12 protein-coding genes are annotated in these 11,855 nt (G+C 66.1%); 5 read left to right on the top strand and 7 right to left on the bottom strand.

What is annotated here, in order from left to right; genetic code table 11:
• Positions 1-24 precede the first annotated feature (24 nt).
• The 3 genes from P5F91_RS18760 to P5F91_RS18750 all read left to right on the top strand — a co-directional run bounded on the left by P5F91_RS18760 (position 25) and on the right by P5F91_RS18750 (position 1,879).
• The gene (locus tag P5F91_RS18760) at positions 25-549 is read left to right on the top strand and encodes a GAF domain-containing protein (protein ID WP_145613177.1); all 525 of its coding nucleotides are present in this window, start codon (positions 25-27) and stop codon (positions 547-549) included.
• A gap of 43 nt (positions 550-592) precedes the next feature.
• On the top strand, positions 593-706 hold the full coding sequence (locus tag P5F91_RS18755) for an NnrS family protein (protein WP_145613178.1): 114 nt from the start codon (positions 593-595) through the stop codon (positions 704-706).
• Between the two features lie 519 nt (positions 707-1,225).
• A complete protein-coding gene (locus P5F91_RS18750; protein ID WP_277907913.1) occupies positions 1,226-1,879 on the top strand; it encodes a hypothetical protein in 654 nt (217 codons plus the stop codon).
• Between the two features lie 43 nt (positions 1,880-1,922).
• On the opposite strand, the gene cydB is transcribed toward P5F91_RS18750, so the two are convergent.
• Positions 1,923-2,936 carry a cytochrome d ubiquinol oxidase subunit II gene (cydB, locus tag P5F91_RS18745; protein ID WP_211107164.1) on the bottom strand — a complete coding sequence of 338 codons (1,014 nt, stop codon included), beginning with the start codon at positions 2,934-2,936 and terminating at the stop codon, positions 1,923-1,925.
• Complete coding sequence (locus P5F91_RS18740) at positions 2,933-4,369, bottom strand: cytochrome ubiquinol oxidase subunit I (protein WP_277907912.1); 1,437 nt, start codon at positions 4,367-4,369, stop codon at positions 2,933-2,935. Before P5F91_RS18740 ends, cydB begins: the two co-directional genes overlap by 4 nt.
• A 370-nt stretch (positions 4,370-4,739) precedes the next feature.
• On the opposite strand from P5F91_RS18740, the gene P5F91_RS18735 reads away from it, so the two are divergent.
• Together P5F91_RS18735 and P5F91_RS18730 are read left to right on the top strand one after the other, a co-directional pair.
• Positions 4,740-5,204: an Rrf2 family transcriptional regulator gene (locus tag P5F91_RS18735; protein WP_145613181.1), complete on the top strand. Its 465-nt coding sequence runs from the start codon at positions 4,740-4,742 to the stop codon at positions 5,202-5,204.
• 128 nt (positions 5,205-5,332) lie between these two features.
• Entirely contained in the window at positions 5,333-6,166 is an 834-nt protein-coding gene (locus P5F91_RS18730) for a metallophosphoesterase (RefSeq protein ID WP_277907911.1), read from the top strand.
• Between the two features lie 5 nt (positions 6,167-6,171).
• Here the strand turns inward: P5F91_RS18730 and P5F91_RS18725 are convergent, their stop codons facing one another.
• From P5F91_RS18725 to P5F91_RS18705, 5 genes are all read right to left on the bottom strand, one after another.
• The gene (locus P5F91_RS18725) at positions 6,172-7,146 is read right to left on the bottom strand and encodes a PDR/VanB family oxidoreductase (RefSeq protein WP_145613183.1); all 975 of its coding nucleotides are present in this window, start codon (positions 7,144-7,146) and stop codon (positions 6,172-6,174) included.
• A gap of 36 nt (positions 7,147-7,182) precedes the next feature.
• The gene (locus P5F91_RS18720; protein ID WP_277907910.1) at positions 7,183-7,953 is read right to left on the bottom strand and encodes a GntR family transcriptional regulator; all 771 of its coding nucleotides are present in this window, start codon (positions 7,951-7,953) and stop codon (positions 7,183-7,185) included.
• On the bottom strand, positions 7,950-9,089 hold the full coding sequence (locus P5F91_RS18715; protein WP_277907909.1) for an aromatic ring-hydroxylating dioxygenase subunit alpha: 1,140 nt from the start codon (positions 9,087-9,089) through the stop codon (positions 7,950-7,952). The genes P5F91_RS18720 and P5F91_RS18715 overlap by 4 nt, the downstream gene beginning before the upstream one ends.
• A gap of 295 nt (positions 9,090-9,384) precedes the next feature.
• Complete coding sequence (locus tag P5F91_RS18710; protein ID WP_145613185.1) at positions 9,385-9,843, bottom strand: hypothetical protein; 459 nt, start codon at positions 9,841-9,843, stop codon at positions 9,385-9,387.
• A gap of 107 nt (positions 9,844-9,950) precedes the next feature.
• Entirely contained in the window at positions 9,951-11,561 is a 1,611-nt protein-coding gene (locus P5F91_RS18705) for a FlxA-like family protein (protein ID WP_145613186.1), read from the bottom strand.
• Positions 11,562-11,855: the final 294 nt, after the last annotated feature.

Below are 11,855 nucleotides of genomic sequence, written 5' to 3'. Positions count from 1 at the left end.
TTTGCCCCTCGAGGACGCCTTCCCATGTTCCAAGCCCGCACCAGCGACACCCCGCGCGACAAGGCCACGCTGTACAGCGACCTGAAATCCGACCTCAGCGGCCTGTTGACCGATGAGCGCGACGCCATCGCCAACGCCGCCAACCTGTCGGCCCTGCTGTTCACCACCCTGCCCGACCTGAACTGGGCCGGCTTCTACTTCATGCGCAACGCTGCCAAGGGTAACCTGGGCGGCACGCGAGAGCTGGTGCTGGGCCCGTTCCAGGGCAAGCCGGCCTGCGTCCGCATCGCCGTGGGCCGGGGCGTCTGCGGCACCGCCGTGGAACGGCGCCAGTCCGTGCTGGTGGAGGATGTGCACGCCTTCCCCGGCCACATCGCCTGCGACGCGGCCTCGCGCTCCGAACTGGTGGTACCGTTGATCCTGGATGGCCAAGTGCTGGGCGTCATCGACCTGGATAGCCCCAGCCCGGCCCGTTTCGACGCGCAAGACCAGGCTGGTGTCGAGGCCTTGGCGGACCTGTTCGTCACGGGTAGCGACTGGCCGCTGTAATCGCCTAGGGTAGCGCCCGCCGCAGTTCGATAATGCCGTGCCCATGGCGACGGCGAGACACGCCCTGACCGCCGGGTCCATCGGCACCATGATGCTGGCGGTCATGAGCCGGGCCACACTGGGCCATACCGGCTGCCCCCTGACTGCCGACCGGTGACGGTCGGTGTCTATCTGCTGGTCAACGGCGCCACCCTGTCCCGCATTGTGGCCAGCCTGATGGGGGCGCGCACCTATCGCTGTTGGTCCTTTCGGCCCTGCTCTGGATCGCCGCCTTCGCCCTGTTCGCGGCGCGCTATCTGCCTTATTGGCGGCGGCCGCGCCTGGAGCGGATCGCGTGAGGCCGCTTGCGGCAAGACCGACGAAGCCGGCCGTTGTGACTTGGGCGCGACAGGTCCCTGTCGGCCGACCTCACCCCCGCACGAGGCCATCGCCGCAGTTGACCAGAAAATTTGTCGCACTGGGTGTGCGTCTCGACTTTTCTTCGAGACTCCAACCCGGGATGTTCGTATATTTTGAAGATCAAAAAAAATCCGATAGGCTCTCCTCCGCGATTTGCCAAGCAAATCGATCAGCCTGGGTGTTCTATATGCGCAGAACATCCGCTCTCGTAATATATTTTACTTTTGGCATGGGTGGCAGTCACGGAAAATTCGTAATTCATATCCGGGAAAACGCCATGAAGAATACAATTCTTAATAAATCGCCAAAACGGCATAATCCGGATACGATTGCTCTTATAAAATTAATGTGCGATCAAGGTTATCCGATTTACAGGATCGCCAGCGCATTGAATATGAGCCCAAGTTATTTATCAATATTGATAAATTGGTATTTTCCGGAACTCTCCAGCCGAAATATCGACCTGCGATTATATCAGCTTGAAACGATCGAAGCGCTGCTGCGCGCTGGTGAAACCGTGCCCTCGATCGCCGTGATTCTGGGCAAGAGTCAGCACACCATCCGACAGTACATATATAGGAATATCCCAGGATTTGGCGGGACGAGCAAGCTGACGCCCGAGATCATCGCCCATATCGGCGCCCTGTACCGCCAGGGCCATAAGCCAGCGCATATCAGCCGGGAAACCAGCGTCTCGGAATATTATGTCCGTAACGCCATCGGCCAGTACTTCCCCACCTTGAAGCCGCGCAACCCCGTCGTCCTGAAGGATCGGATCCGCAAGATCGGGGAGATGCTGGATGCCGGCCAATCCTACAAGGCGATTGCCGCGGCTCTGGGCACCAGCACCGGCAACGTCCATTCGCTGATCTTCCGCCATTTCCCCAGCCGCCGGAATGAACCGCGGGGCGGAAAGTACATCGCGAAATGAACGGCGCCCCGGCCGGCATCGACGCCGGCCGGGGCGCCCATCATCAATGATAGCCCGCGTCCGCCTTCACCTTGCCGCGGAAGACCCAATAGGACCAGCCGCTGTAGAGCAGGATGATGGGCAGCAGGAACAGCGTACCCACCAGCAGGAAGGCCTGGGTGCTTTCCGAGCTGGCGGCGTCCCACAGCGAATATCTGTGGGGCACGATGTTGGGCCACAGGCTGATGGCCAGGCCCAGGTAGGCGGTGATGAACAGGCCGATGCCATAGACGAAGGGCCAGGCGTGATGGTCACGGCCCAGGCTGCGCCAGGTGGCCCAGGCCAGCACCGCGCTGGCGAGGGGCACCGGCGCCAGGAAGATGATATTGGGCCAAGTGAACCAGCGCTGGGCGATGTCGGGCTCGGCATAGGGAGTCCACAGGCTGACGATGCCGATGCCAACCAGCACCAGGATCAGCGCCCGCCGCCCCTGCACCCGCGCCCAGTCCTGCAGGCCCCCCTCCGTCTTCAGGATCAGCCAGCCGGCGCCCAGCAGGGTGTAGCCCGCCATCAGGGCCACGCCCGTCATGACGGAAAAGGGCGTCAGCCAATCGAAGGAACCGCCGGTGAACTGCCGCCCCTCCACCTGGAAACCCTGGATGAAGGCGCCCAGCACGGTGCCCTGGGCGAAGGTGGCGACGGCGGAACCGTAGGCGAAGGCGTTGTCCCAGAAGCCCCGGTGCTCCTTGTCCTTGAAGCGGAACTCGAAGGCCACGCCACGGAAGATGAGGGCCAACAGCATCAGCAGCACGGGGAAATACAAGGCCGGGATGATGATGGCGAAGGCCAGGGGAAAGGCCGCCAGCAGGGCCAAGCCGCCCAGGATCAGCCAGGTCTCGTTACCGTCCCAGATGGGGGCGATGGAGTTCATGATGATGCCGCGCGACGTGCTGTCGGGGTTCAGGCCGTAGAGCATGCCCACGCCCAGGTCGAACCCGTCCAGCAGCACATAGAAGAAGACGCCGGCGCCCAGGATCACCGTCCAGACGCCGACCAGGTCGAGCATGGGGCCGTTCATGGCGTATGTCCCTCCGCAGCATGTCCCTCGGGAAGTTGGGCGAGTGGCAGGGCCACCACCGGCTGGGCCGGCCGGCCGCTTTCCACCGGCGTGTCGTGCTCCGCATCGTGATCCAGCGGCCCGTTGCGCACGATGCGCCGCAGGAGCAGCAAACCCGTGGGGTAGATCAGCAGATAGACCGCCATGTACATCAGCAATGACAGGATGACGTCCCCGCCGGTCAGAGACGGCGTCACCGAGTCCGCCGTGCGCATCAGGCCATAGACGGTCCAAGGCTGGCGACCCACCTCCGTCGTGGTCCAGCCGGCCAGCACGGCGATGAAACCGAGAGGCCCTGCCCATTGCAGGCCGCGCAGATACCAGCCGGTCGTATAAAGCCGCCCGGACCAGCGCAGCAGCCAGCCCACGCCGACGATGGCCAGCATGGCCAGGCCCGCCCCCACCATGACGCGGAAGGCCCAGTAGACGACGATCACCGGCGGCCGTTCGTCGGCCGGGAAATCCTTCAGTCCCTTCACCGCCCCATCCCAGTGATGGGTGAGGTACAGGCTGCCCAGCTTGGGCACGGTGATCTCGAAATGGTTGGTTTCCGCCTTCTGGTCGGGGAAACCGAACAGCGACGCCGGGACGCCCTGCCCGCCTTCCCACAGCCCTTCCATGGCGGCCAGCTTGGCCGGCTGGTGTTCCAGGGTGTTCAGACCGTGCATGTCGCCCAGCACGATCTGTAGCGGCACGAACAGGGTGAGGAAGCCCAGCGCCATGCGCATCATCACCCGTCCCTCATCCGGGAAGCGGCCCTTGCGCAGGGTGTAGGCCGCCACCGCCAGCACGACGAAGGCGGTGGTGACATAGAAGCCGCTGACCACGTGGGCCAGGCGGTAGGGGAAGCTGGGGCTGAAGATGATGTCCACCCAGCTGGCGGGGAAGAAGCGTCCGTCGACGACGGTGTAGCCGCGGGGCGTCTGCATCCAGCTGTTCACCGCCAGAATCCAGAAGGTGGACAGCAGGGTGCCCAGGGCCACCATGCTGGCCGCCACGAAATGGGCCCAGGGCGGCACCAGCTTGCGCCCGAACAGCAGCACGCCCAGGAAGGCGGCCTCCAGAAAGAACGCCGTCAGGCCCTCATAGGCGAACAGCGGCCCCACCACGTTGGACACGGCGTCGGTGAAGCGGCTCCAGTTCGTGCCGAACTGGAAGGGCATGACGATACCGCTGACCACGCCCATGCCGAAGGTGACGGCGAACACGCGGATCCAGAACTTGGAAATCCTCAAGTAAACGGGGTTCTTGGTCCAGGCGTGCAGCCCTTCCAGCATGGCGATGTAAGAGGCGATCCCCACGGTGAAGGCTGGCAGCAGGATGTGCCAGGCCACCACCCAGACGAATTGCAACCGGGACAGGATCAGGGGATCCAACAGGCGGTCGGTGGACATGGGACTGGTCTCCTTCTCGAAGGCCGCCGGGGGGTGGAGCCTGTCCGCGGTTGAAAATGCCCCTGGCGTTTACGTGCGCTCAAGATCCGCTTGATCGGGCGAACCGTCCAGCGGTCGAATTGTCTAAGGCACTGAGCCCAGGAATGATTGGTGATTTTTGCGGTAACTTGTCGGAACCGGTTGGCATCCGTGCCCGGGTGCAAGAATGGCTGCGGCCCGGCCTATCCACCGGCGCCCTGCGCCGGGGCGGAAGGGATCGTCCAGTACCGGTCGTCACGACCCGCATCGCATGACACTCATAACAAAACCGGCGAACACGACCGTGTGTATGGGGTATAGATGTATTCCTCGCGCTGTTTTTGAGGGCCCCATGCGGCTGTCGAGCTATACGGATTACGCGTTGCGCACGCTGGTGTTCCTGGCGCTGAAGTCTGACGGCTTGGCCACCATCAACGACGTCGCCCAGACCTACGACATCTCGAAGAACCACCTGATGAAGGTAGTGCATCAGCTGAGCCAGCTGGGATACGTCGAGGCCGTGCGCGGACGGGGCGGCGGGCTGCGCCTGGGCCGAAAGGCGGAAGATATCTGTCTGGGCGAGGTCGTCCGCGCCACGGAGCAGGAGCTGGACATCCTGGAATGCTTCTCCAGCACTTCTCCCGCGCTGTGCCGTCTGAACCCAACCTGCGTGTTGAAGTCCGCCCTGAAGGAAGCGTTGCAGGCCTTCCTGGCCGTGCTGGACGACTATACCCTGGCCGACCTGGTGAAGCCCCGGCGCACCCTGGCCGGCTTGCTGGACCTGCCGCTGCCCCCCAGCCTGGCCGGAACCGCCTGATCGCCCCCCAAGCCCACGGTGTCCCGATCAACGCAGGGTCGCCCTGATGGCAACGATGGTGACAGGGGAACGCCCAGCCCTTACCGTCGGTTTCACCCCACCCGCATCCTTGCCGGATGTCATTCGCGATGCTGAACCGACTGCGCGCCGCCCTCAGGCCGGCCCAGGCCCGTCCCGACCGGACGGCGCCCCGGGCGCCGGACGGGCATGTCCTCTATGCCGTGGGCGACGTCCACGGTGAATTGGGATTGCTGCGCCGCTTGCTGGACGCCGTCGCCCGGGACCACGCCAGGATGGTGGAGAGCCACGGCCCCCTGACGCCGGTGCTGATCATGCTCGGCGACTATGTCGACCGGGGTCCGGACAGCCGCGGGGTCATCGACCTACTGCGCGGGGGCGCCGACCCGGCCGGCCGCACCCTTGACAATATGCTGCCCGGCTTCACCCGCCATTGCCTGCGCGGCAACCACGAACAATCCATGCTGGATTTCCTGGCCGATCCCCTGGCCGCCCTGCGCTGGCTGGACTTCGGCGGACCGGCCACCCTGCGCAGCTATGGCCTGCCGGCGGTGATGGAGGGGCCGGCCGTACTGCAGGCCGTGGCGTTGAGCGAGGCATTGGCCGCCCAGCTGCCCCCATCGCACCGCCGCTTTCTGGACGACCTGGCGTATCAAGTCGTCTACGGCGACTACGCCTTCGTCCACGCCGGCATACGCCCCGGCCGGCCCCTGGCCGAACAGACGGCGGAAGACATGCTGTGGATCCGCGCGCCCTTCATGCTGGCCGAGGGGCCGCACGAGAAGGTCATCGTCCACGGCCACACCATCGTGCCGGACGTCGACATTCTGCCCCAGCGCATCGCGGTGGACACCGGCGCCTATCGCAGCGGCCGCCTGTCCGCCGTGGTCTTGCACGGATCTGACATCCGCGTCCTGGATGCCCAGCGGGCGGGGCCGCTGTAAGGCCCCTATCCCGCCCTGTCCCCCGTATCCAGCGTCACCGTGCCGGTGGCGCGGGAGACGCAGACGCACATCTGGCGGCCCTCCGCCTTTTGCCGGTCGCTGAGGAAGACGTCGCGGTGGTCCAGGGCGCCGCCGGCCACATCCACCACGTCCAGGGCACAGAGGCCGCATTCACCCCGGCGGCAGTCGTACATCAGGTCGGCACCAGCCTCCTGCAGGGCCGACAGCAGGGTCTGGTCAGGGCGCACGGTCACCGTCAGGTTCAGGCGGGGCACCTGGGCGATGAACGGCTGGGCGGGAGAGGCGCCGCCGGCACCAAAGGTTTCCAGCCGGAAATCGGACGGCGGGCGGCCCAGGGCGGCCCACGCCTGGCGCGCCGCCGCCATCATGGGGGCAGGCCCGCAGATATAGACCTCGCCCCCCGGCGCCACGCGGGCCAGCTCAACCTTGAAGTCGATGGCCTGGCCCTCGGCATCCAGGAAGATCTGCAACCGGTCACCCAGCAGCGTCCGCAATTCCTCCACGAAGGCCAGGTCCACGGCGCGGCGGGCGGCGTAGAGCAGGCGGACTACGGCACCCCGGCGGGCCAGCGCGCGCGCCATCGCCAGGATGGGGGTGATGCCGATGCCACCAGCGATCAGCAGGTGATCGGGCCGGCCGGCCGACAGCTGGAAATGGTTCAGGGGCGCGCTGATGGTCAGGCGCGCGCCTGGCGTCAGGCCCCACATGTAGGCGGAACCGCCTCGGCTGTCAGGCAGCCGCTTCACCGCGATGCGCAGGATGCCGTCGCCCGGTTCCCCCACCAGGGAATAGTGGCGCACGTCCGGCTGGCCGCTGATCAGCACCTGCACCTGGATGTGCGATCCAGGGCCGTAGGCCGGCACTGGCCCCTCCGGCTGGATGTCGAACTGGCGGATGCCATCGGCCACGTCGCGGGTGGCCAGCAGGCGCCCCGATCCCCATTCCGCCTTGAATCCCATAGGTCGTTTTCCTCCCGTTATGTTTCAGCGCCACGGTCACGGCCACGCCGCCGCCAGTCGCAGCAGTGATCCGCCGGGCAGGCCGGTCAGCTTGTCCCGATCGCTCAGGGCGGCGCGCAACCGGCGCTGGGCCACGCGGGCATGCTCTGCGGCCAGCGCCTCGGCCCGGGCCCCTTCGCCCCGGCTGATGGCTTCAAGCAGCAGGCGGTGCTGTTCCTGGGCCACCACCAGGGTGTCGCGGCCCGCCGCCTCGGTGGCGTGCAATTGCACGAAGGCGGAAGGGCCGGCGAAGGGTTGTGCCGCCGCCTGCTCCACCGCGCGCGCCACGACGCCGCTGCCCGCCAGGCGCACCAGTTCCTCATGGAAAAAGGCGTTGAGGCGGACATATTCGTCAAAGTCCGCCTCGCTCAGCACCGGCTGGGCCACCAGCCGGTCCAGCGCCGCCACGCAATCGCGCAATGGCCCCAAGGCGGCGGCGGCGGGGCGGCGCTCCGCCGCCAGGCGGGCGGCCAGGCCCTCCAGCGTGCCGCGCACCTCGATGGCGTCGGCCAGATCCGCGGCGGTGAAGGCGCGCACGACGAAGCCGCCGCTGGCCCCGGGCGCCACCAGCCCTTCCTGCGCCAGCCGTTCCAGGGCCAGGCGCACCGGCGTGCGCGACACGCCAAGCCGCTCGACCATGGCCGGTTCGGACACGCGCTTGCCGGGCGGCAGCTCACCCGCCAGGATCAGCTCGCGCAGACCCTGCTGCGCGCGCGCCACCTGTATGCCCCTGCCCTCTTCCTCCGCCACCCCGGCCACCGGCTTCATTCCGCCGCCTCCGCCCGCTGGGGCCGCTCGGCCGCGATCATGCGGTCGATCAGGCGGCGGGCCCACATGCCGCCGGCATCGATGTTCAGATTGTAGAAACGACGATCCGGATGGCTTTCGATGGCGCGCTGCTGCGCCTCCAGCACCTCTTCATCCTCGCCGAAGATGCGGTGGACGCCCTCGCGCAGCTCGTGGGTCAGGCGTTGTTCGCCCAGGCGGTAGTTGCGGCAGAAGGCCCAGAAGTAATGGCAGCTGCCGTCCGCTTCGGGCGTGATGGTGTTCAGCACATAGCCGTTGACACCCTGGCTACGGTCGCCCTCCGGCGCGCCGGTGCCAGCGGGGGCCACGCCCACGTCGATGGCGATGGTGCAGGGTGCCTCGAAATTGATGATCTGCCAGCGGTCGACCTTGCCCGGCTTGCCCAGCTGGGCCGCCCAGAAGGGCGGCGGGTCGATGCCGTGCATCCAGCGGGTGACGGTGGCGGTCTTGTCGGTGTGGGTCACCTGGAAGGGGGCCTCGGCCACCGCGTCGTTGCCGATGCTGGAGCCGTGCACGAAGGTTTCGTGCGTCAAGTCCATCAGATTGTCCAGCACCAGGCGGTAGTCGCACTTCACCGTCATCATGCGGCCGTCGCCCGCCCACTCGGGATCATGGTTCCAGTGCAGGTCGGGCACCAGCGCGGGATCGGCCAGGGCCGGATCGCCCATCCACACCCACAGGAAACGGTGCCGTTCCACCACCGGGTAGGATCGCACGCAGGCCGCCGGGTTCAGCGTTTCCTGGCTGGGCATGTGGGTGCAGCGGCCGTTGGCGGCGTATTCCAGGCCGTGATAGCCGCAGCGCACACCATCGCCCACCAGCCGGCCCTTGGACAAGGGCACCAGGCGATGCCAGCAGGCGTCGGCCAGGGCCACGGGCGTGCGGTCCAGCTGACGATAGAACACCAGTTGCGTGCCGCAGATGGTACGCGGGAACAGGGCCCGACCCACCTCATGGTCCCAGGCCGCCGCGTACCAGGCGTTGTCCGGCCAGGCTTTCGCCGCCGTATCCGGCCCAGAGGCCCCAGCCCCGGAAACCAACGAACGCCCCGTCACCCAGGACTGGCCCTCACCCTGCGCCCGATCGTCCCGACCCATGGCACCGCTCCTCCACATTTGTTATGGAGCATATGTACCTGAAGACTAAGTTGCATGCAACTCCGGTCTCATGGATCAAAATGTTGGCCACCACACCCATTTCTGCATACACCAGCCCCGGCACGCATAAGGTCCGCCGGCCAAGGTGATGCCGTCGGACCCCAGGATGACGGTGGCGTTGCCCTGGCCGGCATCGACGTGACGGATGTTCAGCGCATCCTGCGTCCAGGGCGGCAGGCCGCCGCCCGCACAAGGCCCTTTCCGCCCCCGCAGGAAAGGGCCCACGCGGCCAACCTCAGGCCCGGCCCGACTTGACCGGCAGGTCCTGGGGCGCGTTCACCAGGGCGTCGGCATGGTCCAGCAAGTGCTGGCGGATCTGGCGCCCGCTGAGGCCGGTGTCCGCCAGGCTGTGGCTGTTGAACACGGTGCGGTCCCTATCGCCGCGCCGCAAGCCGTGGGCCCACAGGTAGAACTCCCCGGTGGCCGCTTCCATCACGATGTCATCCAGGCCCGCGCCCAGGCGCTGCATTTCCGCCGGGCTTAGTTCGGCCACGAAGATGATGAAACGGCGCACGGACTCGTCGTTCTCACGGTTGATGCGCAGGATATGGCGGATGCCCTGCTCCATCAGCGCGTTGATGCTGGTGCCGTCCAGCGCCGCGCGGATCTTGATCTGCCGCAGCAGGTCGGGTTCCAGGCGGAAGGTGGTCATGACCCGCTGATCCTTAAGCTTGGGGGTGGCTTTTTCCGGCATGACGGTCGTGCTCCTCTTCGGGGCGGTCCCGTCCATCAAGCTTTCATGATGGCATCGGGACCTTGGAAAAGGCCCGGCCCCCGAGGGAGCCGGGCCCGGTGATGGACTTAGAACGGGTAGTAACGGAAAGCGGTGTAGAGCACCGTGTCGTCGGTGCTGGGGCTGCCGCCCACGCCCTCGAATAGGTCGCGGCGGATGTATTCGCCCTGCATGCCGAACTGCATGGTGCCCATGTTGCCGTGGTAGAATTTCCACCAGAAGCCGGCCGTAGCCTCCCGCACCGAACGGGTGTTGCCCGCGCAGGCGAGGGGCGAGTTCTCGGTGTAGCAACCGGTGTTGACGGCCAGGCCGTTGCCATAGCCGTAGGCCTTGCCGGCGACCGTGAACGCCTTGCTGTCGTCCTGTTCCAGGCCGTAGTAGGCGTACAGATCCCAATCGGACGTGGGGTGGCCGATGACGCCGGCCATGGCCGTGACCTCGGTGATGGGCGACAGGCGGCCGTAGGGGTTCACCGTCACGTCCGGCAGGCTGGACGAACCATAGCGGCCGATACCCTGGCCGGCCATGGTGCTCAGCTGAATGTCCACATACTTGGGCACCACCGGCAGGATGGCGGCGGCACCGAAGCCGAAGCCGGTCTCGGTGTAGTTTTGACCGGCGGCACGGCTCTGGAACTCACGCGCCAGACCGAACACCTCGTAGTGGCCCCAGCCGGGCTCGGCCACGGCCTTCACGATCAGGTCGGGGGCGATGTCGGTGGAGTAGTTGGCCGTGCTGTTCAGCAGCGAGCCGCCGGGGTTGGTGTTGCTGTTGGGTACCAAAGCGGTCGAACCGCTGATGGACGCCTGCGGGCTTTCCAACGCCACACCCAGCCAATAATGGCGGTTCCAGTCCTTGACCACGCGCAGGCCCCAGTTGCGGGTCCAGTCGAAGCCGGCGGCGTACTGGGCGTCCGGGCCCATCGGCAGCGCTTCGGTGCGGGGATCGATGCCGGACTTGTTGGTGGTGACCAGGCTGAAGGACTGGCCCGCCAGCAGGTGCCAGCCGGTATCCTTCCAATCGGCGGTCAAGTAGCCCTGGCGCAGACGCGGAACATAGCTGTTGCTCTGCCCGCTGTTGGAGGACGTGCCGACGCCCAGGAAGTCGGATTCGAAGTAGGCGCCCAGGTGGGTATCGGGGCCGACATCGCTTTCGGCCAGCATGGTCACGCGGCTCTGGCGCGCGCTGCCGCGGAACTCACCCCGATCATAGTTGGAGGAGTTCTTCAGCGGGATGGCGGCATAGGGGGTGGCGACGTCCGCGGTCATGTTGCGCGAGCGGTAGACGCTGGCCGCTTCGATGAAGCCGCCGAAGGTCAGCTTCACGCCCTTGCCCAGGCGCAGGCTGTTGTCGTTGGGGTCGGTCACCTTCTGCTGCTGGGCGATCTGCGTGGCGGCGGTGGCCGCCTTCTCCGCAGCCGCGCGGGATTCCACCACCGCCTTGGCGTTGGTGTCCTGCTGGGTCGCCAGCGCCTGCAGCTGCGACTGCAGCGCCTGGATCTGCTTGTTCAGGGCGTCGATCTGCGCCTGGGTCGCCACGATCTGGGTCGGCGTGGCGGCGGTGGCGGCAGCCGAGGCGGCCTTCTTATGCTTCGTGGTGCTGGCGGCGTCCTCAGCGCGCGCCGCGGTCGCTGCACCCATCAGGGCGACGCAGGCCGTGGTCATGAACGCGGCACGCACGAAGGCGCGGCCTTTCCGGATCTGATGCGGCGGATGGGTCCATCCGTTCCGCGCTTCAATAGACATTACTGTCCACTCCCATCAACTGATTGGCTTCTTATCCGCACCCGGACAGGCGCGATGGCCCTTTAAAGCAGTTGTCGATTGAAGAAATGTGGCAGTCGACTAAAGGATCTTTTAGATAAGTAAATTCATTTTTAAGATCCCATGAGCGGCTTTAAGCCGCATGTGCGAGAAATCATTCAATGTAAAGCACGATATACTGCTATATTACTAGCTAAAGACCGCGCCCCG

Origin of the sequence: Nitrospirillum amazonense (assembly GCF_029594735.1) — a bacterium.
GTDB lineage: Bacteria > Pseudomonadota > Alphaproteobacteria > Azospirillales > Azospirillaceae > Nitrospirillum > Nitrospirillum amazonense.
The sequence above is the reverse complement of the archived record's forward strand: the minus strand, read 5'-3'. Positions and strand labels throughout refer to the sequence as shown.

Coding starts and splice junctions, on each gene's coding strand:
- P5F91_RS18725 (WP_145613183.1), bottom strand. CDS start 7,146: ATGGGATTCAAGGCGGAATGGGGATCGGGGCGCCTGCTGGCCACCCGC.
- P5F91_RS18760 (WP_145613177.1), top strand. CDS start 25: ATGTTCCAAGCCCGCACCAGCGACACCCCGCGCGACAAGGCCACGCTG.
- P5F91_RS18730 (WP_277907911.1), top strand. CDS start 5,333: ATGCTGAACCGACTGCGCGCCGCCCTCAGGCCGGCCCAGGCCCGTCCC.
- P5F91_RS18715 (WP_277907909.1), bottom strand. CDS start 9,089: ATGGGTCGGGACGATCGGGCGCAGGGTGAGGGCCAGTCCTGGGTGACG.
- P5F91_RS18735 (WP_145613181.1), top strand. CDS start 4,740: ATGCGGCTGTCGAGCTATACGGATTACGCGTTGCGCACGCTGGTGTTC.
- cydB (WP_211107164.1), bottom strand. CDS start 2,936: ATGAACGGCCCCATGCTCGACCTGGTCGGCGTCTGGACGGTGATCCTG.
- P5F91_RS18710 (WP_145613185.1), bottom strand. CDS start 9,843: ATGCCGGAAAAAGCCACCCCCAAGCTTAAGGATCAGCGGGTCATGACC.
- P5F91_RS18740 (WP_277907912.1), bottom strand. CDS start 4,369: ATGTCCACCGACCGCCTGTTGGATCCCCTGATCCTGTCCCGGTTGCAA.
- P5F91_RS18755 (WP_145613178.1), top strand. CDS start 593: ATGGCGACGGCGAGACACGCCCTGACCGCCGGGTCCATCGGCACCATG.
- P5F91_RS18720 (WP_277907910.1), bottom strand. CDS start 7,953: ATGAAGCCGGTGGCCGGGGTGGCGGAGGAAGAGGGCAGGGGCATACAG.
- P5F91_RS18750 (WP_277907913.1), top strand. CDS start 1,226: ATGAAGAATACAATTCTTAATAAATCGCCAAAACGGCATAATCCGGAT.